The organism is Maritimimonas sp. 2205BS37-2 (genome assembly GCF_056591755.1).
In genome coordinates this window covers 352703-378136 of record NZ_JBWQOI010000002.1, presented here as the reverse complement: position 1 = coordinate 378136, position 25434 = coordinate 352703, and the positions used below count along the sequence as shown (strand labels likewise).

Annotated in this window: 24 protein-coding genes; 10 read left to right on the top strand and 14 right to left on the bottom strand. The window is 33.2% G+C overall.

All coding sequences use genetic code 11. The features are described from left to right. Positions 1-99: 99 nt before the first annotated feature. The 3 genes from clpP (at position 100) to dnaG (ending at position 4049) form a co-directional block, all read left to right on the top strand. Positions 100-774 (top strand): ATP-dependent Clp endopeptidase proteolytic subunit ClpP, encoded by a 675-nt coding sequence (gene clpP / locus AC1EUU_RS09035; RefSeq protein WP_480201089.1) that lies wholly within the window; start codon positions 100-102, stop codon positions 772-774. A gap of 61 nt (positions 775-835) precedes the next feature. After that, positions 836-2077: an ATP-dependent Clp protease ATP-binding subunit ClpX gene (clpX, locus tag AC1EUU_RS09030; RefSeq protein WP_480201088.1), complete on the top strand. Its 1242-nt coding sequence runs from the start codon at positions 836-838 to the stop codon at positions 2075-2077. Positions 2078-2084: 7 nt separating this feature from the next. Further along, positions 2085-4049 carry a DNA primase gene (dnaG, locus tag AC1EUU_RS09025; protein ID WP_480201087.1) on the top strand — a complete coding sequence of 655 codons (1965 nt, stop codon included), beginning with the start codon at positions 2085-2087 and terminating at the stop codon, positions 4047-4049. On the opposite strand, the gene nadE is transcribed toward dnaG, so the two are convergent. Continuing rightward, entirely contained in the window at positions 4046-4837 is a 792-nt protein-coding gene (nadE, locus tag AC1EUU_RS09020; protein ID WP_480201086.1) for an NAD(+) synthase, read from the bottom strand. The two genes, dnaG and nadE, sit on opposite strands and share 4 nt — an antisense overlap. A gap of 94 nt (positions 4838-4931) precedes the next feature. Between nadE and gldB the strand changes: the two genes are divergently transcribed. The 3 genes from gldB to AC1EUU_RS09005 all read left to right on the top strand — a co-directional run bounded on the left by gldB (position 4932) and on the right by AC1EUU_RS09005 (position 6692). Beyond that, positions 4932-5867, top strand: coding sequence for a gliding motility lipoprotein GldB (gene gldB, locus AC1EUU_RS09015; RefSeq protein WP_480201848.1), 936 nt, complete (start codon positions 4932-4934; stop codon positions 5865-5867). 54 nt (positions 5868-5921) lie between these two features. Further along, on the top strand, positions 5922-6257 hold the full coding sequence (gene gldC, locus AC1EUU_RS09010) for a gliding motility protein GldC (protein ID WP_480201085.1): 336 nt from the start codon (positions 5922-5924) through the stop codon (positions 6255-6257). A gap of 63 nt (positions 6258-6320) precedes the next feature. Further along, positions 6321-6692, top strand: coding sequence for a DUF3995 domain-containing protein (locus AC1EUU_RS09005; protein WP_480201847.1), 372 nt, complete (start codon positions 6321-6323; stop codon positions 6690-6692). A 12-nt stretch (positions 6693-6704) separates the two neighbouring features. Here the strand turns inward: AC1EUU_RS09005 and folK are convergent, their stop codons facing one another. Next, positions 6705-7838, bottom strand: a complete 1134-nt coding sequence (folK, locus tag AC1EUU_RS09000) for a 2-amino-4-hydroxy-6-hydroxymethyldihydropteridine diphosphokinase (protein ID WP_480201084.1) — start codon at positions 7836-7838, stop codon at positions 6705-6707. Positions 7839-7988: 150 nt separating this feature from the next. Here folK and sppA point away from each other — a divergent pair, with 150 nt between their 5' ends. Further along, positions 7989-9749: a signal peptide peptidase SppA gene (gene sppA / locus AC1EUU_RS08995; protein WP_480201083.1), complete on the top strand. Its 1761-nt coding sequence runs from the start codon at positions 7989-7991 to the stop codon at positions 9747-9749. A gap of 114 nt (positions 9750-9863) precedes the next feature. Here sppA and AC1EUU_RS08990 read toward each other — a convergent pair whose 3' ends face one another. The 3 genes from AC1EUU_RS08990 to AC1EUU_RS08980 are packed head-to-tail and all read right to left on the bottom strand — an operon-like array spanning position 9864 to position 10978. Then, positions 9864-10346: a dihydrofolate reductase gene (locus tag AC1EUU_RS08990; protein WP_480201082.1), complete on the bottom strand. Its 483-nt coding sequence runs from the start codon at positions 10344-10346 to the stop codon at positions 9864-9866. Further along, positions 10343-10732, bottom strand: coding sequence for a 2TM domain-containing protein (locus AC1EUU_RS08985; RefSeq protein WP_480201081.1), 390 nt, complete (start codon positions 10730-10732; stop codon positions 10343-10345). Before AC1EUU_RS08985 ends, AC1EUU_RS08990 begins: the two co-directional genes overlap by 4 nt. A gap of 54 nt (positions 10733-10786) precedes the next feature. Next, positions 10787-10978, bottom strand: a complete 192-nt coding sequence (locus tag AC1EUU_RS08980) for a hypothetical protein (protein WP_480201080.1) — start codon at positions 10976-10978, stop codon at positions 10787-10789. 313 nt (positions 10979-11291) lie between these two features. Between AC1EUU_RS08980 and AC1EUU_RS08975 the strand changes: the two genes are divergently transcribed. Further along, on the top strand, positions 11292-11588 hold the full coding sequence (locus AC1EUU_RS08975) for an isoamylase early set domain-containing protein (protein WP_480201079.1): 297 nt from the start codon (positions 11292-11294) through the stop codon (positions 11586-11588). A gap of 57 nt (positions 11589-11645) precedes the next feature. Here AC1EUU_RS08975 and AC1EUU_RS08970 read toward each other — a convergent pair whose 3' ends face one another. The 6 genes from AC1EUU_RS08970 to AC1EUU_RS08945 form a co-directional block, all read right to left on the bottom strand. Then, complete coding sequence (locus AC1EUU_RS08970; protein WP_480201078.1) at positions 11646-12470, bottom strand: thymidylate synthase; 825 nt, start codon at positions 12468-12470, stop codon at positions 11646-11648. 90 nt (positions 12471-12560) lie between these two features. Beyond that, entirely contained in the window at positions 12561-13925 is a 1365-nt protein-coding gene (locus tag AC1EUU_RS08965; RefSeq protein WP_480201846.1) for a NupC/NupG family nucleoside CNT transporter, read from the bottom strand. A 676-nt stretch (positions 13926-14601) separates the two neighbouring features. Further along, a complete protein-coding gene (locus AC1EUU_RS08960; RefSeq protein WP_480201077.1) occupies positions 14602-15210 on the bottom strand; it encodes a bifunctional nuclease family protein in 609 nt (202 codons plus the stop codon). A gap of 86 nt (positions 15211-15296) precedes the next feature. Next, positions 15297-16259 carry an electron transfer flavoprotein subunit alpha/FixB family protein gene (locus tag AC1EUU_RS08955; RefSeq protein ID WP_480201076.1) on the bottom strand — a complete coding sequence of 321 codons (963 nt, stop codon included), beginning with the start codon at positions 16257-16259 and terminating at the stop codon, positions 15297-15299. Positions 16260-16284: 25 nt separating this feature from the next. Next, a complete protein-coding gene (locus tag AC1EUU_RS08950; RefSeq protein WP_480201075.1) occupies positions 16285-17025 on the bottom strand; it encodes an electron transfer flavoprotein subunit beta/FixA family protein in 741 nt (246 codons plus the stop codon). Between the two features lie 74 nt (positions 17026-17099). Beyond that, positions 17100-17999 carry a hypothetical protein gene (locus AC1EUU_RS08945; RefSeq protein WP_480201074.1) on the bottom strand — a complete coding sequence of 300 codons (900 nt, stop codon included), beginning with the start codon at positions 17997-17999 and terminating at the stop codon, positions 17100-17102. A 349-nt stretch (positions 18000-18348) separates the two neighbouring features. Between AC1EUU_RS08945 and AC1EUU_RS08940 the strand changes: the two genes are divergently transcribed. After that, on the top strand, positions 18349-19329 hold the full coding sequence (locus AC1EUU_RS08940) for a pyruvate dehydrogenase complex E1 component subunit beta (protein ID WP_480201073.1): 981 nt from the start codon (positions 18349-18351) through the stop codon (positions 19327-19329). Positions 19330-19371: 42 nt separating this feature from the next. After that, complete coding sequence (locus AC1EUU_RS08935) at positions 19372-21897, top strand: DUF5686 family protein (protein WP_480201072.1); 2526 nt, start codon at positions 19372-19374, stop codon at positions 21895-21897. Here the strand turns inward: AC1EUU_RS08935 and AC1EUU_RS08930 are convergent. From AC1EUU_RS08930 to AC1EUU_RS08920, 3 genes are read right to left on the bottom strand one after another with little or no spacing between them, the layout of a single operon-like run. After that, positions 21894-22640 (bottom strand): head GIN domain-containing protein, encoded by a 747-nt coding sequence (locus AC1EUU_RS08930; RefSeq protein WP_480201071.1) that lies wholly within the window; start codon positions 22638-22640, stop codon positions 21894-21896. The genes AC1EUU_RS08935 and AC1EUU_RS08930 overlap by 4 nt on opposite strands. After that, entirely contained in the window at positions 22640-23758 is a 1119-nt protein-coding gene (locus AC1EUU_RS08925; protein ID WP_480201070.1) for an acyloxyacyl hydrolase, read from the bottom strand. Before AC1EUU_RS08925 ends, AC1EUU_RS08930 begins: the two co-directional genes overlap by 1 nt. Positions 23759-23767: 9 nt before the next feature. Then, positions 23768-25429 carry a gliding motility protein RemB gene (locus tag AC1EUU_RS08920; RefSeq protein WP_480201069.1) on the bottom strand — a complete coding sequence of 554 codons (1662 nt, stop codon included), beginning with the start codon at positions 25427-25429 and terminating at the stop codon, positions 23768-23770. Positions 25430-25434: the final 5 nt, after the last annotated feature.

The window sequence follows — 25434 nt, the reverse complement described above, 5'->3', positions numbered from 1 at the left end:
TTCGGGTTTTTTATTAGTAAATATTTAGCAAATTGCTCAGATACAATATTAGAATAATGTTAGTATATTTACCTGATTAACATATTTTAAAAACTACAAATGAATTACGGAGAAGAATTTAAAAAATACGCCACTAAACATCATGGTATCAATAGCTTGTATTATGATAAAATGGTTAGTGCAATGTACCCTGTAGGATTAACACCAAACATTATAGAAGAACGTCAAATGAATATTGCGGTTTTTGACGTATTCTCACGCTTAATGATGGACCGTATAATTTTCTTAGGTACGGCTATTGATGATTACGTTGCTAATGTAGTACAAGCACAGTTGTTGTTTTTAGAAAGTACAGATAATTCAAAAGATATTTCAATTTACATTAATTCACCTGGAGGTAGCGTTTATGCCGGTTTAGGAATGTACGATACAATGCAATTCATAAAACCAGATGTTGCCACCATATGTACAGGTATGGCGGCTTCAATGGCGGCCGTTTTAATGTGTGCTGGTGAAAAAGGGAAACGCTCTGCTTTACCACATTCAAGAATTATGATACATCAACCTTTAGGTGGAGCGCAAGGTCAAGCATCTGATATTGAAATTACTGCAAGAGAGATACTAAAACTAAAAGATGAATTGTATCAGATTATTGCAAAGCACTCGGGCCAATCGGTTAAAAAAGTTCATGATGACTCAGATAGAGATTATTGGATGAAGGCCGAAGAAGCAAAAGCTTATGGTATGGTTGATGAAGTTTTAACTAGAGATTAATACAATAGTACGTTAGGTTTTTAGTTTAATATACACTAATACTTAACGAAACCCTATAAGAATGGCAAAGAAGGAAGAATTAGAATGTTCGTTTTGTGCACGTAAAAAAGCAGAGACCAATTTATTAATTGCTGGTTTAGATGCGCATATTTGTGATCGTTGTATAGAACAAGCTCATGGCATTGTACTTGAAGAAATTTCTGAAACAGATGCTACAGGTCTTTCAGGAGAATTGATTTTAAAAAAGCCAATTGAAATCAAAAGCTTCTTAGATGAATATATTATTGGCCAAGAACAGGCCAAGAAAGTAATGTCTGTAGCTGTATATAACCATTATAAACGTCTGTTACAAAAACCTAGCAAAAAGAAAGATGATATTGAAATTGAAAAAAGTAATATCATTTTAGTTGGTGAAACTGGTACGGGTAAAACCCTTTTGGCAAGAACCATAGCAAGAATGTTAAACGTGCCTTTCGCTATTGTTGATGCTACAGTATTAACCGAAGCAGGCTATGTTGGAGAAGATGTTGAAACAATTCTAACACGATTATTGCAAGCGGCTGATTATAATGTACAGAAAGCAGAAAAAGGAATTGTTTTTATTGACGAAATAGATAAGATCGCTCGAAAAAGTGATAATCCATCTATTACACGCGATGTTTCTGGAGAAGGCGTACAGCAGGCTTTATTAAAATTATTAGAAGGAACAACAGTTAATGTACCACCAAAAGGAGGACGTAAACATCCTGATCAAAAGTTTGTTGAAGTTGATACACGCAATATTTTGTTTGTAGCTGGAGGTGCTTTTGATGGCATTGAGAAGATTATTAGTAAGCGTTTGAATATGCAGGCTGTGGGTTATAGTGCATCTAAAAACGAAGAACGCGTTGATGAAGATAATCTACTACAATATATTGTTCCGAAAGACTTAAAAGATTTTGGTTTAATACCAGAAATTATTGGTCGTTTACCAGTATTAACATATATGAACCCCTTAGATGCAGGTACACTTCGCGCTATTTTAACCGAACCCAAGAATGCTATTATCAAACAATACGAAAAACTATTCGAAATGGATGGTATTGAATTTAGTATTGACGAAAAAGCATTACATTATATAGTAGATAAAGCAGTTGAGTATAAATTAGGAGCTCGTGGTTTAAGATCGTTGTGTGAAGCGATTCTAACTGATGCGATGTTTGAATTACCTGGTAGTGATGAAAAATCATTAAAGGTTACTCAAAAATATGCTGAAAATAAACTTACTAAATCTACTTTAAACAAGCTCAAAGCGGTATCATAAAGTATATATGATTACCAAAAACACCATAGACAAAGTTTTTGAAACGGCTCGTGTCGAAGAGGTTATTGGTGATTTTGTGCAGCTAAAAAAAGCGGGTAGCAATTTCAAAGGATTGAGCCCATTTGCTGATGAAAAAACACCATCGTTTATGGTGTCTCCTGTAAAGCAGATATGGAAAGATTTTAGCTCGGGGAAAGGAGGTAATGCAATTTCATTTTTAATGGAGCATGAACATTACTCTTATCCTGAAGCAATTCGCTATCTCGCTAAGAAGTATAATATAGAAATAGAAGAAACAGAGCAGTCTGATGAGCAGAAGCAACAGGCAAGTGAACGCGAAAGTCTGTTTTTAGTTTCAGAATATGCTCGTAATTATTTTCATGATACTTTACTAAATACCGAAAAAGGGAAAGCAATTGGTTTAAGCTACTTTAAGGAGCGAGGATTTACCGATGAAACTATAGCTACGTTTGAATTGGGTTATGCTTTAGATGAATGGGATGCTTTTACCAAAACAGCTATAAAAAAAGGATATCAACTGGAATTTTTAGAAAAAACGGGTTTAACTATTGTTCGAGAAGAAAAGCAGTTTGACCGATTTAAGGGTAGAGTATTGTTTCCTATACACTCTATGAGCGGACGCGTACTCGGCTTTGGTGGAAGAATTTTATCAAACGAGAAAAAGGCTGCAAAATATCTTAATTCACCTGAAAGTGATATCTATCATAAGAGCAAAATACTTTATGGAATTTATCATGCGAAGCAATCTATAGCAAAAGAAGATAATTGCTACTTGGTGGAAGGGTATACAGACGTTATTCAATTTTACCAATCGGGTGTTAAAAATGTGGTGGCCTCATCGGGTACTGCTCTTACCTCAGAGCAAATAAGACTTGTAAGCCGCTTAACATCTAATATAACTGTATTGTTCGATGGTGATGCCGCCGGTATTAGAGCTTCTTTGCGAGGGATAGACCTAATCTTAGAACAAGGGATGAATGTAAAGGTGGTAGCTTTTCCAGAAGGTGAAGATCCAGACAGCTTTGCAAAGCATCATTCCGAAGATGAATTGAAAGAATATCTTAGCGAAAAAGCGCAAGATTTTATTCAATTTAAGGTGTCATTATTGATGGAGGAAGCCCAGAATGATCCTGTAAAAAAGGCGGGTTTAATTCGCGATATTGTAGTGAGTATTTCGAAAATCCCTAATAACATTCAACGTGAAGTTTACGTACAAGAATGTGCCAGGATTATGGATATTTCTGAGAAAGTATTGTTCAGTGAACTCGCGCAATTGGCAAAAAAAGAATTAAGGGATGCTTCCAAGCGCCCTAATAAGCAGCAAGGCTCAACGTTTGAAGTAGTAAAAACAAAACCAGAGCAGCAGCAAATAAAAAAAGAAGATCAATTAAATCGATTAGAGAAAAAGCTCATTGAAATTTTACTGCTTTATGGAAATCAAACGGTTGATTTTGTGGATTATGTTGAACAAGAAGATGAAGATGGAAATAGTAAGATTATAAGGGAAGAATACCAGAACACGGTTTCCAATGAGATTTATTTGCACTTGCAAGATGACGAGATTGAGTTTAGCAATGAAGTGTTTAAAAAAGTGTATTACGAGGCTATTCATCAATTAAATCAAGACGAGCAAATTAATATTGATTCATTTGTTAATCATGAAGATACTGAGGTGGCAAGAGCGGTTACCGATATTTTAATGGACGATGAAAAATATGTATTGAGTGACTGGTTGCGTAAAGAAATTTATGTGAGAGGGAAAGATAAGAATCTTACTAAGCTTGTAATGGATGCAATATTAAACTTACGTCGCATACTCATTGAGTTAAAAATAAAAGAATTATTAGATGAATCTACCGAAGAAGAAGAGCGAAAAACCATGTTAGAAATGGTGGTAAATTACACTTCTTTGAAGAAATTACTATACGAAAAACTATATCGGGTAGTTTAAGATTTTAGCGCCTTTGGTATTTCGCAAACGGGAATGGGTACCATTTTATGTTTATTGGCATTATGACGCCAGGTGTAAATTTCTAATACGCGCTTTTCTCTTCCCTCAAAGTCATCTGCGGTTTTATCCTTATCAACTTGTTCCATAGCCCATTCTAATTCGTCATAAGACGCGCCAATTTGATCTTCATCTGTTCGAGAATCGCCGAATAATCCATCTGTAGGCTTCGCTATTAAAATAGATTCAGGTACTTTTAAATATTTCCCTACATCATAAACTTCAGATTTTAAGAGATCTGCAATAGGGCTTAAATCAACTCCGCCGTCGCCATATTTGGTAAAAAAGCCAACGCCAAAATCTTCTACTTTGTTACCCGTTCCGCATACTAAATATCCGTTAATCCCCGCCATATAATATAATGTAGACATTCTTAAACGTGCGCGAGTATTTCCTAAAGATAAATCTACTTTTTCTTGTGAGGCATCATTTGGTAAGATCGATTTCATTTCGTCAAAAGTAGAAGTTAGATCAATATTTTTAGAGCTAACATTTGAATAGCGCTCTTTAAGCTGTGCTATGTGTTCTTTCGCTCGATTCACCTGATTAACGCCCTGATGAATAGGCATTTCTAAGCATAAAACATCAAAACCAGTTTCGGCACATAGCGAAGATGTAACAGCAGAATCAATCCCACCAGAAACACCAACCACAAAACCATTTACTTTAGCATTTGTAGCGTAATCTTTTAACCATTTAACGATATGTTTTGTTACTTTTTCAGTTTGCATTGCGAAACAATTTAGTAGTTTTGTCGATTGAAATCTTTATCCAACGAAAGTACTAAAAAATCCAATTATCGTGTACAGAGCCTTATCCATTTTTATGTTTGCCGTTTTACTTATAAACTGTGTGAAGAAAGATCAAACAGAAGTTGATATTTCTCAGATTCAAGCAGAAGTAATTGTTAAGCGTTTTGAACAAGACTTTTACGATTCAGATAGCTCAGAATTGCCGGAGCTAAAACAAAAGTATCCAAATCTATTTCCGGTTAACGTTCCAGATAGTATTTGGGTCGCTAAGATGAATGATAAAGATGAGCAAGAATTATTTCGTGAAGTTAACACTACCTATGTTGATTTTCATAAGGAGGCTCAACAACTATCCGATCTTTTTAAACATGTTAAGTATTATTACAAAGGTTTTAAAGAACCAACTACTTATACGGTCATGTCTAATATTGATTACGCTAACAAGGTAATTTATGCTGACAGCTTATTATTTATTTCGCTGGATGTTTTCTTGGGTAAAAAAAACAGAGTGTATCAAGATTATCCTGAATATATCAAGCAAAATTTCACAAAGAAACATTTAATAGTTGCAGTGGCTAAAGCTTTGGCCGAGCGAGAAATGCCTAGAACAACAGATAGAACCTTTGTTTCAAGAATGATTCAACGAGGAAAGTTAATATATCTTATAGACACATTTTTACCAAAAGTTGATGATACTTATAAAATAGGATATACACAAGAGCAAATAGATTGGGCGGAATTTAATGATGTTGAAATGTGGAAATACTTTGTAGAGAAAAAACTATTATTTAGTAATGACCAAGAATTAAATAGAAGATTTTTAGATGATGCACCATTCTCTAAATTTTATTCGGCTCAAGATAATGAAACACCTGGTAGGATAGGTGAATGGTTCGGATGGCAGATTGTTCGTTCTTATATGAGAAATAATAATGTAACACTGCAAGAGATGTTAGGCGCAACCAATGAAGAGATCTTTAAAAAATCAAAATATAAACCCACAAAATAAATAATCATTCTAAGTCTAAATCGAAGTTAAGAATGAAATCAAGCTATAAATAATATGTCAGCACATACATCAGAAATAAAATTTAAGGTAGAATTAGACGAAAATAAGATACCCGAAAAACTTTCATGGGATGCCCAAGATGGAGGAATTACAAATGAAGATACCAAAGCATTTTTAATATCAGTTTGGGACTCTAAAAAGAAAGAAACGTTAAAAATGGATTTATGGACGAAAGATATGCCGTTAGAAGAAATGAAACATTTCTTTCATCAAACCTTATTGTCAATGTCTGATACATTTTACCGTGCTACTAATGATGAAAAAATGACAGCAACAATGCGCGATTTTTGTGATTATTTTGCTGAAAAATTAGAATTGTTAAATAAATAAACTGATCTTAAATGGTGCCAATCTTAGTACTTATACAGAGCATCATTTTTTTCTGTACTTGCCATAATTCATTTTAATTGGGCATTTGGAGGTAAATGGGGCTTAGATATAGCACTACCTAGCAACCAAGAGGGAAAGAAAGTGTTAAATCCAAAATGGTTTGATAGCCTTATAGTTGGGCTAGGTCTACTATTTTTTGCATTTTTCTTTTTGGTTAAAGGAACAATTATACCAGTTGTTTTACCTATTATATTTATTAAATATGCCGGATGGATTATTGTAATAATATTTCTATTAAGAGCTATTGGAGACTTTAACTATATAGGCTTTTTTAAGAAGATTAAGAATACAAAATTCGCAAAAGCCGATACCAAGTATTTTTCACCATTATGTCTTCTGTTGAGTATTATTTCAATACTAATTCAGGTGTTATAGAAATTTTTAGATTTATTGTAGCTGAAAGTCATTAATTAGCTTAATAATGTAGTTATAGTCATCTGAATTATTAACGAAATCAAGATCAGAAACGTCAATTATTAGCGTATTTAGGTTTTGTTCTGTTTTTATGAAACTCGAATAACCCTGATGAATTTTTTCTAAATATGCCGCTTCAATATTTTGCTCATAGTCTCGTCCTCTCTTTTTAATATTCTGCAGTAAACGTTCGGTATTTTGATAGAGATAAATATATAAATCAGGCTTAGTTATCTCTTTATACATAATATCGAACATACGCCTGTATAAAGCATATTCTTCTTTTGCTAGAGTTACTTGGGCAAAAATGAGTGATTTAAAGATATAATAGTCTGAGACTATAAAATTCTTGAAAAGGTCGAATTGAGCAAGATCATCAGATAATTGTTGGTAACGATCTGCTAAAAAGCTCATTTCAAGTGGAAATGCATAACGATCATTATCGTCATAGAATTTTGGTAGAAAGGGATTATCAGCAAAACGTTCTAATACGAGTTTCGCGTTAAAATCATCACCAATCATATGAGATAGTGTAGTCTTTCCGGCACCAATATTTCCTTCAATGGCGATATAATTATATTTCTCAACAAGTGACGTTGGTCGTCGAAGCTGAAGATCGGTTTTGTCAATTTCAGAACTATCATTACAGCTTTGTAAGCATATTAATGTAGTTTTCTTAGCAATAGGATGTTTTACGTTTGGAGCAATTTCTGCTAGAGGTACTAAAACAAACTTTCTATCCAACATTCTTGGGTGTGGTACCTTTAAATTCTTATAGAAAATTATTTCATCGTCAAAGAGCAATACATCAATATCAATTGTTCTTGCTTTATATTCATTAGAATCAGAACGTTCTCTACCTAATTCTTTTTCAATAGCTAATACTTTTTCTAGTAATTTTTCAGGATTCAGATTGGTTGAAACCTTAATACAGATATTAAAGAAATCATCACTTTTAAATCCCCATGCCGCAGTTCTATATACAGAAGAGACTTTTACAACGCGCCCAACTTTTTCCGCAATTTCATTAATAGCTTTTTGAAGATTTTCAAGCTTATTACCTTCATTGCTGCCAAGAGATAAATATGTGATACGTTGTATTTTCATTAAGGATTACAAAGAAACTAAAATCAATATATAAAAAGTTATATTTGCGCACTGAATTTATAAACATTTTAAGAAGTGTACTTGTAACTTTTTCAGGTATTTATAGACTTACTTAAAAATGGAAATTTAAAAACAACAAAAAAACAACAAATGAAATTTTTGAGAGAATTGCTGGCGGCTATTTTAGGGGTTCTAATTGCCTTTGGAATTATGTTCTTTATGTTTATGATAATAGGTTCCAGCATTAGTAGCGCAGAGAAAATAGTAGTTAAAGAAAATTCAGTTCTAAAACTAAAATTTGACGAACCTGTTAGAGATGACTATAGTGTAACCGATCCGTTCGCTGATCTCATTGGAGAGAGTGATGCTGATGTATTAGAACTACATGAAATAATAAATGCCATAGAGAATGCGAAAACAGATGATAAGATAAAGGGTATAAGTATTAGCGCGATGTGGGTAAACGCTGGTATGGCACAAACACAAGCAATACGTGATAAACTGCTTGATTTTAAGGAGTCTGGTAAATTTGTAAATGCCTACGCAGATTATTACACGCAAAAGGGGTATTACCTAGGTTCTGTCGCAGATTCAATATATGTAAACCCAGTTGGTGGTTTAGACTTTAAAGGTTTGGCCAGTGAAGTACTATATTTTAAAGATTTTGAAGATAAATATGGCATTAAAATGGAAGTCATCCGTCACGGTAAATATAAGAGCGCAGTAGAGCCATTCTTAACAAATAAAATGAGTGATGCAAATAGAGAGCAAATCACATCATTTTTAAAATCTATCTGGAGTAAAATGACTGCAGATATTGCCGAGAGCAGAGGCAAGTCTGAAGCTGAGATAAATTTGATCGCAGATGATTTATTGGCTAGAAACCCACAATTAGCCGTTGAAAATAATATGATTGACGGACAATTGTATAATGATGAATACACAAGTAGACTGAAAACAGCAGTAGGAATAGATGTTGATGCCAAATTAAATACAATTTCATTAAAAGATTATGTAGCTTCCGGTAAAGGGCGTATGAAATCTACTTCGAAAAATAAAATTGCTGTGCTTTATGCATTAGGGGATATTATGTACGGAGAAGGAGATGAAAATTATGTTGGGCAGGAAGCAATCATTAAGGCATTAAAGAAGATTAGAAAAGATAAAAATATTAAGGCTGTAGTTTTACGTGTTAATTCACCGGGAGGTAGCGCATTAGCATCAGATTTAATATGGCGCGAATTAGAATTAACAAAAGAAGAAAAGCCATTAGTAGTTTCTATGGGTAATCTTGCCGCTTCTGGAGGCTATTATATTGCATGTGGAGCGAATAAAATCTATGCAGAACCATCTACAATTACTGGTTCTATAGGTGTATTCGGGATGATTCCTAATATTCAAAAGTTTGCTGATAATATCGGCATAAATGCTGAACAGGTAGGAACAAACAAGCAATCTACCGGATACAGTGTTTTTGAACCCATGAGCGAAGATTTTTATAACGTAACCAAAGAGAGCGTTGAAGATATCTATAACACTTTTGTGAGTCGAGTAGCTGAAGGCAGAAGTATGACATTTGCTCAGGTTGATAGCATAGCTCAAGGTAGAGTGTGGTCTGGAAAAGAAGCAGTAGACAATGGGTTGGTAGATGAACTTGGAAGTTTGAGTGATGCTATTGAAGCTGCAGCAGAATTAGCTGAGATCGACAGCTATAAAACTACCAATTACCCACGTTACAAGAGAGATTTTGAAGATGCCTTTCAACCATTTTCTTTCGCAAAAGCCAGTAAAGAGGTAATTCTTAAAGAAGAACTGGGTGAAGAACAATTTAGAGTTTACCAATCTGTTAAAAAACTAACTACACTAAAAGGTCTTCAGGCCCGTATGCCTTTTGATATTGAAATAAAATAGTTACTGAATCATGCGCTTCATCTTGTTTCTATCCTTTGAGGCGCTTTTTCCGGTAAGTTCTTTAAATACTTTGTTGAAATGAGAAGTTATTAAAAAGTGAATTCTTTTTTAGGTTCACTTTTTTTTGTAAACAACAAAGCTGTAATTATACTTATGTTCTTCATCAGCGAGATGGTCCTCTCGAGAAACTTCTTTCCAAATAGATTTATCAATCTCCGGAAAAAAGGCATCAGCTTCAAGGGAGGCATCAACTAAAGTGAGATCTAAAACATCTGCAATCTTCATGGCCTGTTTATAGATTTGAGCACCACCTAATATATATGGATTCTCATCTTCCTTAGCTGCTTCCAAGGCCTCATTTAAAGAATGAACTATTACACAACCTTCTGCACTATAATCTTCATTACGGGTTACAATAATATTAGTACGTTTCGGTAAGGGTTTTCCAAGCGACTCAAAAGTTTTTCTTCCCATAATAACATGGTGACCAGCAGTTACTTTTTTGAAACGTTTTAGATCATTTGGTAAGTGCCAAACTAAATCATTGTCTTTACCTAACTCACCATTGGTGCCTATTGCTGCTATGAGCGTTATCATTTGTTTAAGCTTTTTTTTTCTAGAGTATCTGATAACGCATCATCTGGGGTTATCAAACCATTTTTAATGAGTTTTTTTTCGAGTTTTTGAACTTTTTTGTGATGTTTTTCTATGAGTTTTTCAGTTTGAATTCGTTCCCAATCTTTACCAAAAAAACGTTTGGTAATAAAAACATTAACAAAATGTAATAGCCATAGAAAGAACCATACTGCTACAGCATATTTAAACCACTCACCAAATTGCTCACCAACTTTAAAAAATAGGTTAAGAACAATTAAAAAAACAGAGCCAATAAGAAATAAGACAAAATGATAATATAGGCGCTTCTTTTGCTGAACGCGTTTACGTGTTTTTTCGTAGATTTCGTGCTGATCTTTAGATTCCATTTTTAGTATTTAAACGGAATACGAAAGTAGTATTTTTTTAGGAAAGAAATTAAATTACATATTTTTAACCCACTCTTTAATATAGCCGGTAAAATCCTCTTTTTCTAAAACTTCATTGATATTATTAAGATCTACTTCTTCGTTTTCTAAAGTATTTAGAAAAGACTGGATGGCATTCAAAATATTCATATCATCAATATTTTCAATGCGCTGAAGTACATGATGTTTAAGTTGTTCTTTTTCCATTATTTGCTAAATTTTTTTATGACTTCTAAAATAACCCCTTATGTGCGAATTTCAAAGCTTTTTACTTTAAACTTCTATTATAGCTTCTTTTTCTAAAATTTTAGGAAAATTTACAGTGCAATTTATCTGTTTTTTACGTTTCTATATGTTAAAGAAACGGTAAAATGAAAATTTATCAACCTAAATTTTTTCATATAATTTTTTACAGGTTGTTAAAATGAATAATTGATAAAAATAACCCTTTGATAACAATTATTTCATATAATATTTACTTTGTTAAGTATCTTTGTATTAGTAATTTAAATTGAAAATTATGGCAATTAAAAAGCAATACTTAAAAAGTAAACCTGTTTGCAAAGTAACTTTTACCGTACCTGCTAAAGATGCAAATAAGGTATCGGTTGTTGGAAATTTTAATGATTGGAAATCCGATGTTCTTAACCTTAGAAAATTAAAGAATGGAACTTTCAAAGGAATTGTAGATTTAGAAAAAGATGCTTCATATGAATTTAGATATGTGGTTGATGGTACTTATATAAATGATGATCAGGCCGATGATTATGTTTGGAATGATTATGCGGCAGATGAAAACAGTGTTTTAAATCTATAAATAAAAAAAAGGCTTTAATAATTCAATATTAAAGCTTCTAATTATATTTTAAGGTTATTAAATGGCAACAACACCTTTTATATGTGGGTGTGGGTCATAATCAATCAACGTAAAGTCTTCAAAAGTAAAATCTTCAATATTCTTTACTTCAGGATTAATGTGCATTTTTGGAAGTGGTTTAGGATCTCTAGATAACTGTAATTCTAATTGCTCCATATGGTTGCTATAGATATGTGCATCACCAAATGTGTGTACAAATTCTCCTGGTTCATAACCACATACTTGAGCCATCATCATGGTAAATAAGGCATAGGATGCAATATTAAAAGGAACGCCTAAAAAAATGTCAGCACTACGCTGATATAGCTGACAAGATAGTTTACCGTCAGCAACATAAAATTGAAAGAATGCATGGCACGGAGGCAAAGCAGCTTTGCCATTTGCTACATTTTCGCCAAAACTTTTAGAAGTATCGGGCAATACGCTAGGGTTCCATGCAGAAACCAGCATTCGTCTACTGTCAGGGCTGTTTTTTAAAGTCTCTATAACTATTTTTAATTGATCAATGTCATCACTATTCCAATTGCGCCATTGATGCCCATAAACAGGGCCTAAATCGCCGTTCTTGTCTGCCCACTCATTCCAGATACGAACACCATTTTCTTGTAAGTATTTTACATTAGTATCTCCTTTTATAAACCACAATAATTCATAAATGATAGATTTCAAATGAAGCTTTTTAGTAGTTACCATTGGGAAACCTTCACCTAAATCGAATCGCATTTGATAACCAAATACACTTTTAGTGCCTGTACCGGTTCTATCATTCTTTTCATTGCCGTTTTCTAACACATGCTTTACTAGGTCTAAATATTGTCTCATTTTATCTTTTTATTGACGGAAATAAAAGTAAAAAAAAGCTTCAATCTTTTAGAATTGAAGCTTTAAATTGTATAAAAAGTTATTAACGACTTAACCAATGATCATGCCTGCGATGGTAGCCGAAATTAAAGAAGCTAAGGAGCCACCAATTAAAGCTTTCATGCCAAACTCAGATAAGGTTTTTCTTTGCCCAGGAGCTAATGAGCCAATACCACCAATTTGTATACCAATAGAGGCAAAGTTGGCAAATCCACAAAGCATATAAGTTGCCATAATAATAGATTTATTATAAGTTAAATGCGTAGCATTAGCAACCTCTTTTAAATCTGCTAATTGAATATATCCTACAAACTCACTTGCCGCTAATTTAATTCCAAGTAATTGTCCCATTAACATCATGTCTTCACGAGCAACACCAATTAGCCACATTAAAGGAGCAAATATAGTACCTAGAACTGCTTCTAATGATAATTTTGGATAAGGCGTATTAGCTGCCATCCAAGAATTTATGGTGGTAACATCTCCCAACCAGCCAAAGATTCCATTGATCATTGCGATAAAAGCCATAAAAACAAGAAGCATTGCCCCAACATTAATTGCAAGTCGTAAACCTTCGGTAGTACCATTAGCGATGGCATCTAAAATATTCGAGCCAATCTTTTCTTGCGAAACCTTTACATCTGTGTTAACTTTTTCTGTTTGAGGATATAATATTTTTGAAATCACTATGGCTCCAGGAGCAGCCATCACTGACGCGGCCAAAAGATGCTTTGCATATACTAATCTTAATGCGGGATCATCTCCACCTAAAAAACCGATATAAGCGGCGAGAACAGCTCCTGCTACCGTGGCCATACCGCCAATCATAACTAGCAATATTTCTGAGCGATTCATTTTTTCCAAATAGGCCTTTATTAACAAAGGAGCCTCTGTTTGACCCAAAAAGATATTACCGGCTACAGATAAACTTTCAGCCCCAGAAATACCTAAAATTCTCGTTAATAATTTTGCCATAAATTTTACCACTTTTTGAATAATCCCTAAGTAGAAAAGTACCGAGGTAAGTGCTGAGAAGAAAATGATGGTTGGTAGTACTTGAAAAGCAAAAATGAATCCAAAGGAGTTAATGTCCATTACACCACTAAACAAAAATTCACTACCCGATCTCGTAAAATCTAATATGTTTACAAAAATCTGCCCTACAAAATCAAAGGCTTTTTGTATAAAAGGTACTTTTAAAACACCAATGGCAATAAGTAGCTGTGAAGCTAATCCTAAACCAACAGTTTTCCAATTAATACCCTTGCGATTACTACTGAATAAAAATGCGATAAACAATAAAGTAAGCATTCCTAGTGCGCCTCGCCATAGACTGTTAAATGTAAACCCTTTGCTAGGAATAATTACATCTTTACTTTCTTCCTTATGAAAATAATTAGGATGGGAATCAGAGATATATACAAGTACCTCATTTCCATTTTTTAATTTTAAATGATTCTCAGATTTTTCGATTACTTGATAATAAATATCTACTGCTAAAGGAATTTTTTGTTTGAAAATAATCAGGTTATTATTTTGTAACCAATATCCTTTATTAAAAAGGTTTTTATTTATTGAAGTGTATTCTCCATTAGCCTCAAGAGATAAAAATTCTTTTCCTTTTTCAAAATCTAATTTAGCTTTTATACTGTCAGGGTAACTTTCATAAATAATATGTTCAGAAAGTTGCCAATTATTGATTTTAGAATCATTAGAATTCTGCGATTCGATTTGATCTGTTCTAAATTTATAATTAACATTATTCTCATGAAAGTTTAATGTTGAATCAGTTAATTGCGAAATCTTATATGTTCTAATTGTATCATTAGGTAATTTGTAATAAAAAACTAGAACATCATCTCTATGAATATAATCGCCAGAAGCTTTTAAATTATCTTTTGCGGCAAGGTTGTAACTAAATTTACCCTTTTCAAAAGTCAAAATATCAGATTGGTCAATTGCAAATAGAGATTCATCACTTTCATTCGTAATAGAATTAAATTGCCATTTTTTTTCTAGTTGCTGTGCTGATATACTTAATGTAAAAAGCGCAAATAGAATACAAAGAAAATTTCGCATAATAGTTGGGGTGTTATTTCTGACGTCTAGAAATTTCGTCACGTAGTTTAGCCGCTAGCTCATAATCTTCATTAGCAACAGCTTCATCTAATTTATTATTGAGTTCGGCCATGGTAAAATCGCTATAAGAGGTGGTATCACTAGAAGTATCTTCTAATAATTCTTCTACTTCAATTTTTGAGGCCTCCATTTCGGCAGGTTCTTCTTTAGATTTTAGATAAATTCCAGCTTTATCCAAAATATTCTCATAGGTAAATATAGGAGCATTAAATCTTGTCGCTAAGGCAATAGCATCTGAAGTTCTTGCATCTATAATTTCTTCAATACGATCGCGCTCGCAAATTAGGCTCGAATAAAAAACACCATCTACCAGCTTATGTATAATTACCTGCTTAACTTTTATTTGAAAACGATCAGAAAAAGTTTTGAATAGATCATGAGTAAGTGGTCTTGGAGGCTTTATTTCTTTTTCAAGTGCAATCGCAATTGACTGCGCTTCAAAAGCCCCAATAATAATTGGTAAAGTGCGTTCTCCATCGACTTCATTTAATACCAAAGCATATGCCCCACTTTGTGTTTGGCTGTATGATATTCCTTTTATATTCAGTCTTACTAAACTCATTAAAAACTAAGATATAAAAAAACTGTCTAATTAAGGATTTGCGTGTCCTTAACCAGACAGCCTTTGCGGCACAATTTATAAAAAAATTACGCGTTTTGAGCTTTAAACTCTTTTAATTTTTCAATTAGTTGTGGAACAACTTCAAAAGCGTCGCCAACGATACCATAATCAGCAGCTTTGAAAAACGGAGCTTCAGGATCTGTATTTATTACAACTTTCACTTTAGAAGCATTTACACCTGCTAAATGTTGAATAGCACCTGATATACCAATGGCAATATATAAGTTAGAAGCTACGGGCTTACCTGTCTGTCCAACGTGTTCACTATGAGGCCTCCAACCTAAGTCAGAAACAGGCTTCGAACAGGCAGTAGCCGCTCCGAGGATAGAAGCTAATTCTTCAATCATTCCCCAATTTTCAGGACCTTTTAATCCGCGACCTCCAGAAACAACAATATCGGCATCTGCAATGGTAACTTGTCCACTTGCTTTACTAATACTTTCTGAATTTACACCTAATTCGGGTAGGCTGGCATTAAAACTTTCGGTAACGCCGGATACAGCATTTTCATGTGCTCCAAAAGAATTCTTAGCAATACCAACTACTTTTTTATCAGTAGTAATTACGGTATTATTAAATCCTTTGTTTGAAAATGCTTTTCTTTTTACTGCAAATGGACTAGTACTACTTGGTAAAGCAACTACGTTAGAGGCATAACCAGCTTCTAAAGCAACTGCCACCAATGGAGCTACTGTTAAACCATCAATAGATGAATCAATAATCACTAGGTCAATATTCTGAGCATTAGCAACTTGCTCAATTATTGCAGCATATGCTTTGGCATTAAATGAGGTTAAATCAGTATCTTTAACTTCTACTACCTTTTCTGCTCCAAATGCATAAAGTTCGGCCGCATCACCGCCATTTATTGTTAAAGCTGTAAGGTTGCTACCTAATTGTTCAGCAACTTTTTTTCCGTATGAAACTACTTCAAAAGCAGTTTTTTTAAATTTTCCTTCCGATGAATCGGCAAAAACTAATACAGACATATCTATGTTTTGTTTTTTTGATTAATTAAATAGCTTTCGCTTCATTATGTAATAAGTCAACTAAATCACTAACATTATCTACTAGCTTAACAGCTCCTTTTGGCGCTGGCTTTTCAAATGTTTGTGAAGCTGTAGCAGCCTCAACTCCTGTTGGTTCAACAACAGTTAAAGGCTTTTTACGAGCCATCATGATTCCACGCATATTTGGTATACGAAGGTCTTTTTCTTCTACAATCCCTTTTTGCCCCGCTACAACTATTGGTAAGCTTGATGAAAGTTTTTCTTCACCACCATCAATCTCTCTTGTTAAACTTGCATTAGTACCGTCAACTTCCATACCTACGCAGCTATTCACAAAATTATAATTTGTTAAGGCAGCTAACATACCCGGTACCATTTGACCATTATAATCAGCTGATTCTTTTCCTGCTAATACTAAATCATAAGCACCATTCTTTACTACTTCGGCTAATTCTTTAGCCACTAGCATTCCGTCTGTAGGTTCTACATTTACGCGAATCGCCTCGTCAGCGCCTATAGCCAATGATTTTCGTAAGGTAGGCTCGGTAGTAGCATTTCCTACATTAACCACTGTTACAGAAGCGCCTTGTTTCTCTTTAAACCACATGGCACGGGTAAGAACAAACTCATCGTAAGGATTAATTACAAATTGTACACCGTTAGTGTCAAACTTTGTGTCATTATCTGTAAAATTGATTTTTGAAGTTGTATCTGGTACGTGACTTATACAAACTAATATCTTCATTATTTACTATATTTTAAGTATGATTTTACTCATTTTATTGATGTCAGCGAAGTTACTACTTTTTTTTAAAAATGCTATGCGTGCATAGTATTTTTTTCATGATTTATTACAATAACTAAAACGGCAAAAGGTATGATCATACCTAAATATGATATATCAAAAAGATTTCCATATAAATTGTTATGAAAACCTTCTTCAAATATATTTATGACAAAGGTTAGTGATAAAAATGTAGCCAACAACAAAAAAGAGAGATTCGTAACGTCATGTACATTTTTTGATTTAAACGAAAAGAAAAATGGCAATAATAATACCAATAACTGAAGTAATTTGGGAGCATACCTAGTTTGATGATTAAAAGGATTATGTTCTAACATTATATTATCATTGGGTAAATTTATAAGTATGGGTAGCGATATAAGAAATAAGAAAAACAATCCACTAAAGGCAAAATATAGTTTTGCCTGTAAATCGGCTTTAAGAAAATCTTTAAAAAGGAATAATGTTAATGGTATAACTACGATTCCTCTTGTTAGTACGAAAAATGCGCAAAAGAAAGCAAGGAGTATTGGTTTTTTAAATGAATGTTCTCGGTATTTATTACTCCAGAAATATATAAAGATTAAAAGCAATAATAAATTACTCATTAAATCACTTTTTGCAAAAATTTCCCAATGATAAGCCGGAGATAATAAAAATAAAGTTAAAATGGAAAGCTTTTTTGTGTTACTAATTTTTTGTTTTATTAAAAAAAAGGAACCAAATAAAAATACAAAAGCTTGTAATAGACCAATATTTCCCAATAAGTAAAAAGGTAATCCTAAATAAAACAATCCTGGTAAATTAGAGGAAGTCTTTCCTAAATGATCTTTAACAGAATATGGGTAATTTCCATTAATAATACTTTCAACGGTTACCTGTAAAGCTGACCATCTATCAGTATTCAAAGAATTACCATCAATAATATAATTCACTATAACGAATAGAGCAAAAACAAATAATGTGGTGAGAGAATAGTATAAATTGAACTTTTTTGTTCTATTAATTTTACTTTGATATTTATAAAGTATAAATAAGGTTATTAAGACAACTGCAATATAAATTAATAATAAAAAGTGGTTCGAAATATACGGTTGTCTAACGCCATATTTCAGAATAAAAAGGGCATTAACAGCTAAATAAAGTGCAAAAGCGAAATTTTTGGTGATTTTATAATAATTTAAATAGCCGTACATTTAATTTTCAATAGAGAAACGGTGTTAAAATTACACTTTTTTTACTGGTAATTTTCTTACTTTTGCTTTTCAATTTAATTAAAGATTCATGAGAACAATTCAATTTAGAGAAGCTGTATGTGAAGCTATGAGCGAAGAAATGCGAAGAGATGAAAGCATTTATTTGATGGGGGAAGAGGTAGCAGAATACAATGGTGCTTACAAGGCTTCTAAAGGCATGCTTGATGAATTTGGTCCAAAACGGGTTATTGATACACCTATAGCCGAGCTCGGTTTTGGCGGTATTGCTGTGGGGTCTGCGATGAATGGTAATAGACCAATTGTAGAATATATGACCTTTAATTTCTCATTAGTTGGGATTGATCAAATTATAAATAATGCCGCTAAAATTCGCCAAATGAGTGGTGGTCAATTTAACTGCCCAATTGTTTTTAGAGGCCCAACGGCATCGGCCGGACAACTAGGAGCAACACACTCCCAAGCATTTGAAAGCTGGTATGCTAATACACCAGGTTTGAAGGTAATTGTTCCTTCCAATCCATATGATGCAAAAGGACTATTAAAAGCGGCCATTCGAGACGATGATCCGGTTATTTTTATGGAATCAGAGCAAATGTATGGTGATAAAGGAGAAGTGCCAGATGGTGAATACATAGTGCCAATTGGAGTTGCAGATATAAAAAGAGAAGGAAAAGATGTTACAATAGTATCTTTTGGTAAAATTATTAAAGAAGCTTATAAAGCGGCCGATGAATTAGAAAAAGATGGTGTTTCTTGCGAAATCATTGATTTACGCACTGTCCGTCCTATGGACCATGACGCAATTTTAAATTCAGTTAAAAAAACGAATAGATTGGTTATTTTAGAAGAGGCATGGCCGTTTGGAAGTGTAGCATCTGAAATTACCTATCAAGTACAAGAACAAGCATTCGATTATTTGGATGCCCCGATACAACGAATAACTACAGCAGATACACCTGCACCTTACTCACCAGTATTATTAAAAGAGTGGTTGCCAAATGCAGATGATGTTATAAAAGCTGTAAAATCTGTACTCTACATTAAGTAATTTGGTACAGAAATTGTATTAAAGGTTCCTTTCATACATACTATGGAAGGAATTTTTCTTTTAAAGAATTTTATGACAAGAAGAAACTTATTTACACTATTACTGATGTTCGTTTCGGTTTTAGTATTTGCACAAGTTAAAGTTAGCGGTATCGTTGTTGATGTAGACAATAACCCTGTACCTTTCGCCAATATCGTTTTTAAAGGGTCAACGATTGGTACAGTCTCACAAGAAGATGGTAAATTTTACTTAGAATCTGATAAGACTTATAAAGAATTAACCGTTTCTTTTTTAGGTTTTGAAAGCAAAACCATTCCCCTTAAATCACGTAATTTTGATTTGCGAATTGTTTTATCTGAAGGAACAACTTTAAAGGAGGTAGTGGTTTATTCTGGTAAACAAAAGAAAAAGGGGAATCCGGCAATTGCTATTTTACGTAAAATTTGGGCGAAAAAACGCCAAAATGGCATCTACCTATATAAACATTATCAATACGATAAATATGAAAAAATAGAGTTTGACTTAAATAATATTGATGAAAAATTTAAGAATAAGAAGCTCTTTAATGGGATGGAGTTTGTTTTCGATAAAGTAGATACTTCAAACATTACAGGAAAACCATACTTGCCTATTTTCATTAATGAAGCCATGTATAATACCTATGGTCAAAATCAACCTTCTAGCAGAAAGAGAGAAGATTTGGTTGGGAATAAGAACTCCGGCTTTGACAACAATCAAAATATTATAGCCTTTATTAAAGATTTGTATGTTGATTTTAACGTATATGATAATTACTTGAAGTTTTTTGATAAAAGCTTTACAAGTCCGCTTTCAAGAACTGGAGTATCTGTTTATAATTATGTTTTAACAGATAGTGCTTTTATTGATAATAAATGGTGCTACAATATTTTATTCTATCCACGACGAAAAAGTGAATTAACATTTAAAGGAGATTTTTGGGTAAATGACTCTACGTTTGCGGTAAAACAAATTGAGATGGACGCTACCAAAAGCGCCAATATAAATTGGGTGAAAGAAATCCATATAGAACAAGAGTTTAATGTTTTAAACGATTCTGTTTTCTTGTTAAAGCGTGATCACATGATGTCTGATTTTGCTTTCAATAAGAAAGATAAATCTAAGGGAGTATATGGTAGGCGAACTACACTATATAATAACTACAAGTTCGATATAAAAAAGGAGCCCAAATTCTATGCTAAGAGAGTAGATACATATAAAGAAGAAATTTATAATAGACCCGATGATTTCTGGAAAGAAAATAGAATGGAAAAATTAAATGATGATGAAGAGGGTATTTATAAAATGCTTGATACTTTAATGACAGTAAGAAAGTTTCGGCAACTTTATGATATCGGTGCAGTGTTAGCAACAGGTTATATAGAATTGGGTGGTAATTTAGAATACGGACCTATATTTTCAACATTTGGGAATAATGATGTTGAAGGTACTCGTATACGTGGTGGCCTACGAACTTATAAAAGTAGTTCTGATAGATTTAGAATACAGGCATTTGGCGCTTATGGTTTTGAAGATAAACAATTTAAATATGGAGTTGCGGCCAAATGGTTAGTTAATAAGCGTAATAGGCTAATAATTTCGGGAGGTAATAAGCGTGACATAGAACAAACAGGTGTAAGTCTTACGACATCAAATGATCTTTTAGAACGTAGTTTCGCATCGGCAGCATTTTTTACGCGAGGAGATAACTTTAATCTAACTTCAAAGAATATTACCAATTTGGCAATTGAGATAGAGCCAGTTAAAAATTTAAGTTTTAAGACAAGTGCAACGTATAAAACTCTGAAATCTGCGGCGCCAGATCGATTTAGTGTAGATTATGTTGATCCAGAATCTGGAACAGTAAGATCGGAAGTACAACAAACTGAATTGGATTTTGCTATAAAATATACTCCATTTAGAAAACCTTTTGGTTTTGGTGTTGAACGTGGCGAGATTAATGCTGGTAAATACCCAACTTTTTACTTAAGTTATACGCATGGATTTGATGGGGTTACAGATAATGATCTTGATTATAAGAAGTTACAATTTTATTATCAACAGCCTTACTTATTAGGTGGATTTGGTCGATTGGTGTCTACCATCGAAATTGGAAAAACCTTCAATGCAGTGCCTATTACATTGTTAGATGTAGTTCCTGGGAACCAGACATTATTTATAGCGAAGAATACATTTGATCTTTTAGATTACTACGATTTTGTAACTGATGAATATGCTGCCGTGCATTTAGAGCATAATTTTAATGGACGCATCTTTTCGAGATTACCTTTACTAAGAAAATTAGACTTGAGGGCTATTGTTGGTGCTCGTGCAGTAGTAGGTGATATTTCTCAGGAGAATAGAGATATTAATAGGTCGTTAAGCTTTCCTGAATATAGAACACCTACAAAACCTTATTGGGAATATCATGTGGGAGTTGGTAATATTTTAAAGCTTTTACGCATTGATTTTGTTTTTAGAGGAAATTATAAAGATATACCTGGTGCAACTAAATTTGCCGTTAAAGGAGGAGTAGGTTTCTATTTCTAATTTCTAAAAATCAATTTCCCGGTATAATATTCTTGAACATCAACAATGGGTGGGTGATTGACGGAAATTACGTTTCCGGTACCACGAATTTCACCTCTTATTTCTTCTAAAGGGTTAACCACCAAATCATTTGTACCTCGGTGAAATAAAAATATTTTTTGTGCCATGAAGGTTTCAGTAAGTAATTTACCTTGCCCAGAAGCGAAGTTGATATTGAAGTTTTGTGTTTTTCCCGAAATGGTAAAGTTTGACACATTATTAGTTACAATTGATAAAGTCTGGTTATTTATTATAAGATTAAAATCACCAACATTAACCTCCTTTTCATTAAAGTCTTCTGAGATAAGGGTTAATGATGAAAATCGTAAGGTATCTATGCTCGCAATCTCGTATTGAGATGCATTTCTAATCTCAGTAATATCATTGGCGGTTAGTTTGACTTTTGCCGGTTTGAATCCATTGAAGAATTTACATTCATTATTATTATCAATACTTAATCTACCGTCTATTATTTTGGTTGTAATATTATCTATAAGGCCTTCTCCAAAGGTAATCTCAATATTGTTTTCAGTTCCTTGTTGAATTTCTAGTTCTATGCCTTCACGTACAATAAGCCGTGAAAAATCATCTAATGCCATTCGCTGCGTAACTTCATTACCGGTAGCCTCAAAACAACTGGTTGGATCTTCAATAGCGCAAGTTGCGCAACATAAGACGATCAATATGTAGATAAAATACTTCATTATAATCGAATTCCAATACCTAGATCAATAGATTCTGCTAAAAACAAATGTGCCTTGATTGAAGCCGTTGCAAACCATTTATCTCCAAAATATTTTTTGACGCCAATACGTTCGTAATATCGTTTATCAAGTTCATAGGGGTAGTAAACGTAATAGCCTATTTGGGTTAGAATTGAGAAGTTATTTACGTCTAATTCATGACCAACAATTAAACTTATACGTTTATAATCAGCATCGCCACTTTCGCCTTTCTCAGGGAAAGCAATAGCATTAAATTTTATCAATTCTTTTAAATAGTTTGAAAAGAAAACCTCACTGCCTATTTGCAAAATGCTTTTACTATTAATGCGTTTGTCAGCGTAGATGGTCCCAACGTAATAAGGAAATTGCTTACCACCAATATTTGTAGAACTATTAATACCACCACTAAATTGAAGGTTAATTCTAAAACGCTCTTTTTCAACAATTTCAACATCGGCTCTTGGTTCTTCTGAATAGTCGATAGGATTATTGTGATCAAAATCATAGCTAATTCCTGTACTGAACGAAAATAAATTCAAACCAACATTTGGAGATTTTATAGAACCGTTGGAATAATGATTTAAAAGAAGTCCAAGATGCGCATTAAAGGCCCGGGATAGCTTTCTTCTATAATTAAATCCAATAGTTGTATTTGCTAATAAATGTGAGCCTAAAGAGACGTTTTTATTATTGGTTTCAGGGTCAAATGGATTTGTGTTGTAGGCAATACCTTGCCCCAATCTTAAATAAAATAAATTTTTATTAGTCTTTTTTCCAAAGTAAAATGTGTAATTAATATTTAGCCCATATGCTTTTCCTAAAATAGGGTTTTGAAAATCGTGGTAAATAAATGAAAATCCATATTCGGGATAATTGTAACGGCGCATCACAGTAGTATTCTCACTTTTCTTACTCCAATTAAGTATAAAACCTCTTGGGAATGAAATAGCGAGATGCGAAATTTTATCCTTATGCTTTATAACATTGCCATAAAAATAATCAAGCTGAAGTGAAAAGTGGTTCTTTCTATCATGTTGAGAGAATCCTATATAACAGCAAAATAAGAGGAGTACAAAAAGGTTCTTTTTTATACTCATAGAATCCATTTAAAAATCAAAATACCAATTAAAGAGGTCTGTTTTTAAGCCTACTGTGAACCAAGTAGTGTTTTCGCTACTAAAGTTTGAAGTTTCTGTAGTTGGATCAAAATTTCTAAGTGTTAATCCGGCAAAAAAACGCAAATTGGTAGATGGATTAATAATATAACCAGCTTGAAGATCTCCAATTACAATACTAGTTTCATTACCTTGTAATAATTCTACACCTGTGTTTCCTGTACGATTATCATTAGAAGCGTAAACATCACCCCCAAAACTTGTTGGGTTATTTTCAAAATCAAAACCTTTTTTGCCAATTACCAATTTTGCAGATCCAAACCACCTATTTTTTCTGTATTGAGCTATACCGATGGCTTCCCAAAAATTACTTCCCCATAAATGGCCTAAGGGTTGATTAAAATGTGCATAATTGAGTGTGCCATTTTCAAAATGGCTAAATGTATATGGTCGCGATATATTTAATTCACCTTGTAAGAATAAATTATCAACTTTAAAAGCATTATAGTATTTACCACCGAGCTGAAAGGCAAATTTATTACCCCAATAACCATCGCCGTCAAAAAAACGACCTACTGTAAGTTCGTCAAGCACAAATTGAGAGTAGAATGAAAAATTATCAGATAACTTGTATTTAGCATTTAAGCCAATGATGGCATTACCACTTTCTGATCCTCGAGTAAATTCTACCGCACGGTAGAAAATAATTGGATTGTAAAAATTTATGTCAAACCCATCACGAGCTCTATTATCAGTAATTACAGCCTCAAATAAACCTAGATTTAAACGTTTATTTACATTCCAACTCAAGTGATGAATTGCAACATATTTTCTAAAGTTAGTATTGTTAACACTTAATTCGGGGCGTACATCATCTAGCCACATCCATAAATTAGTGTATTTAATTTTCCAGAATTTTGTATTAATCTTAAGGAAAGGATAGGGCGATGCAACATCAGAAAGCATGAATGAACGATAGCCATCACCAATAAAATTCTTACCATTACCAAACTGAAAGTTAAAAGTTTTATTTGGAGTATAAGAAAGATAGGCTTCAGCAACGGGGTAGTCAAAACCACCATCCTTAAAAGCTTTTCCTTTTCCTCTTCCTGGTACAGTGCCGGCCGCTCCCAAAGGATTGTTTGTACGGGCAAATCTATTTACATAATCTGCAAAACGCCCTTGGCTTTCATAAAAAGTACTTGAAAAACTTAAATGCTTGCCAATACCACCTTGTATATGTATCGAGCGTGTATTATTATAAGTGTCATCTACGGCATCTGAATTATCTTTACCAACTTGTAAGTCAGCTCCTGGGTTAATAGTAAACCAAAAATCATCTCCTTCTACTATAAACATATGCTCGTTCCACCATTTTCTTCCAAACCAACTCTCTTTATCTTTAAATAAGGGTTCTTTTAGGTCATCTAAATTCACATATTGATTTACCTCGTTATATAAATATGGTTTAGAAGCAGTATGCGTGTTTTCACCTTTATTGTAATAGTAGTCGAGTTCATTATAGGTGCTAAATGTGAGAGGGATATTTAATTGGCTCTTATGTTCTGGAAATAAAGATTTATTATTCGTTTTTTGAGCAAAACCAAGCTGAAAAGATAAAATGATAAGAGTACCCGTTAGGAATTTTCTCATGAACA

Bases quoted from the DNA above. Each gene is read 5' to 3' on its own strand.
- clpP (WP_480201089.1), top strand. From the start codon at position 100: ATGAATTACGGAGAAGAATTTAAAAAATACGCCACTAAACATCATGGT.
- clpX (WP_480201088.1), top strand. From the start codon at position 836: ATGGCAAAGAAGGAAGAATTAGAATGTTCGTTTTGTGCACGTAAAAAA.
- dnaG (WP_480201087.1), top strand. From the start codon at position 2,085: ATGATTACCAAAAACACCATAGACAAAGTTTTTGAAACGGCTCGTGTC.
- nadE (WP_480201086.1), bottom strand. From the start codon at position 4,837: ATGCAAACTGAAAAAGTAACAAAACATATCGTTAAATGGTTAAAAGAT.
- gldB (WP_480201848.1), top strand. From the start codon at position 4,932: ATGTTTGCCGTTTTACTTATAAACTGTGTGAAGAAAGATCAAACAGAA.
- gldC (WP_480201085.1), top strand. From the start codon at position 5,922: ATGTCAGCACATACATCAGAAATAAAATTTAAGGTAGAATTAGACGAA.
- folK (WP_480201084.1), bottom strand. From the start codon at position 7,838: ATGAAAATACAACGTATCACATATTTATCTCTTGGCAGCAATGAAGGT.
- sppA (WP_480201083.1), top strand. From the start codon at position 7,989: ATGAAATTTTTGAGAGAATTGCTGGCGGCTATTTTAGGGGTTCTAATT.
- AC1EUU_RS08990 (WP_480201082.1), bottom strand. From the start codon at position 10,346: ATGATAACGCTCATAGCAGCAATAGGCACCAATGGTGAGTTAGGTAAA.
- AC1EUU_RS08985 (WP_480201081.1), bottom strand. From the start codon at position 10,732: ATGGAATCTAAAGATCAGCACGAAATCTACGAAAAAACACGTAAACGC.
- AC1EUU_RS08980 (WP_480201080.1), bottom strand. From the start codon at position 10,978: ATGGAAAAAGAACAACTTAAACATCATGTACTTCAGCGCATTGAAAAT.
- AC1EUU_RS08975 (WP_480201079.1), top strand. From the start codon at position 11,292: ATGGCAATTAAAAAGCAATACTTAAAAAGTAAACCTGTTTGCAAAGTA.
- AC1EUU_RS08970 (WP_480201078.1), bottom strand. From the start codon at position 12,470: ATGAGACAATATTTAGACCTAGTAAAGCATGTGTTAGAAAACGGCAAT.
- AC1EUU_RS08960 (WP_480201077.1), bottom strand. From the start codon at position 15,210: ATGAGTTTAGTAAGACTGAATATAAAAGGAATATCATACAGCCAAACA.
- AC1EUU_RS08955 (WP_480201076.1), bottom strand. From the start codon at position 16,259: ATGTCTGTATTAGTTTTTGCCGATTCATCGGAAGGAAAATTTAAAAAA.
- AC1EUU_RS08950 (WP_480201075.1), bottom strand. From the start codon at position 17,025: ATGAAGATATTAGTTTGTATAAGTCACGTACCAGATACAACTTCAAAA.
- AC1EUU_RS08940 (WP_480201073.1), top strand. From the start codon at position 18,349: ATGAGAACAATTCAATTTAGAGAAGCTGTATGTGAAGCTATGAGCGAA.
- AC1EUU_RS08935 (WP_480201072.1), top strand. From the start codon at position 19,372: ATGGAAGGAATTTTTCTTTTAAAGAATTTTATGACAAGAAGAAACTTA.
- AC1EUU_RS08930 (WP_480201071.1), bottom strand. From the start codon at position 22,640: ATGAAGTATTTTATCTACATATTGATCGTCTTATGTTGCGCAACTTGC.
- AC1EUU_RS08925 (WP_480201070.1), bottom strand. From the start codon at position 23,758: ATGAGTATAAAAAAGAACCTTTTTGTACTCCTCTTATTTTGCTGTTAT.
- AC1EUU_RS08920 (WP_480201069.1), bottom strand. From the start codon at position 25,429: ATGAGAAAATTCCTAACGGGTACTCTTATCATTTTATCTTTTCAGCTT.